Source organism: Exiguobacterium sp. s189, assembly GCF_018617615.1.
GTDB classification, from domain to species: Bacteria; Bacillota; Bacilli; order Exiguobacteriales; family Exiguobacteriaceae; genus Exiguobacterium; species Exiguobacterium aestuarii_A.
Map to the genome: position 1 here is coordinate 1 of NZ_JACSKM010000031.1, position 434 is coordinate 434.

Genomic DNA, 434 nt, shown 5'->3' on the forward strand with positions numbered 1-434 from the left:
TTCGTCGCGTCCTTCATCGGCTCCTAGTGCCAAGGCATCCACCGTACGCCCTTTCTACCTTGATCTAGCGTCTAAGACACACGGTCCTCACGGACCATATGTGAAATTGGTTTTTGATGTCTTGATGAATCTTCAGTTTTCAAGGAACAAAAGTGGAGCCTAGCGGGATCGAACCGCTGACCTCCTGCGTGCAAGGCAGGCGCTCTCCCAGCTGAGCTAAGGCCCCGTATTGGAATTGTTCATAAAAATGGTGGGCCTAAGTGGACTCGAACCACCGACCTCACGCTTATCAGGCGTGCGCTCTAACCGGCTGAGCTATAGGCCCTCATAGAGAGGTTTTGGTCTCTCAAAACTGAACGATGGGCAATGCCACATGGGCATTTTCCTTAGAAAGGAGGTGATCCAGCCGCACCTTCCGATACGGCTACCTTGTT

At 52.1% G+C, this 434-nt stretch carries 2 tRNA genes; both read right to left on the reverse strand.

The window, feature by feature from the left end:
- Positions 1–153: 153 nt before the first annotated feature.
- A tRNA-Ala gene (locus tag KNO99_RS15295) sits at positions 154–226 on the reverse strand.
- A 22-nt stretch (positions 227–248) separates the two neighbouring features.
- A tRNA-Ile gene (locus tag KNO99_RS15300) sits at positions 249–325 on the reverse strand.
- Positions 326–434: the final 109 nt, after the last annotated feature.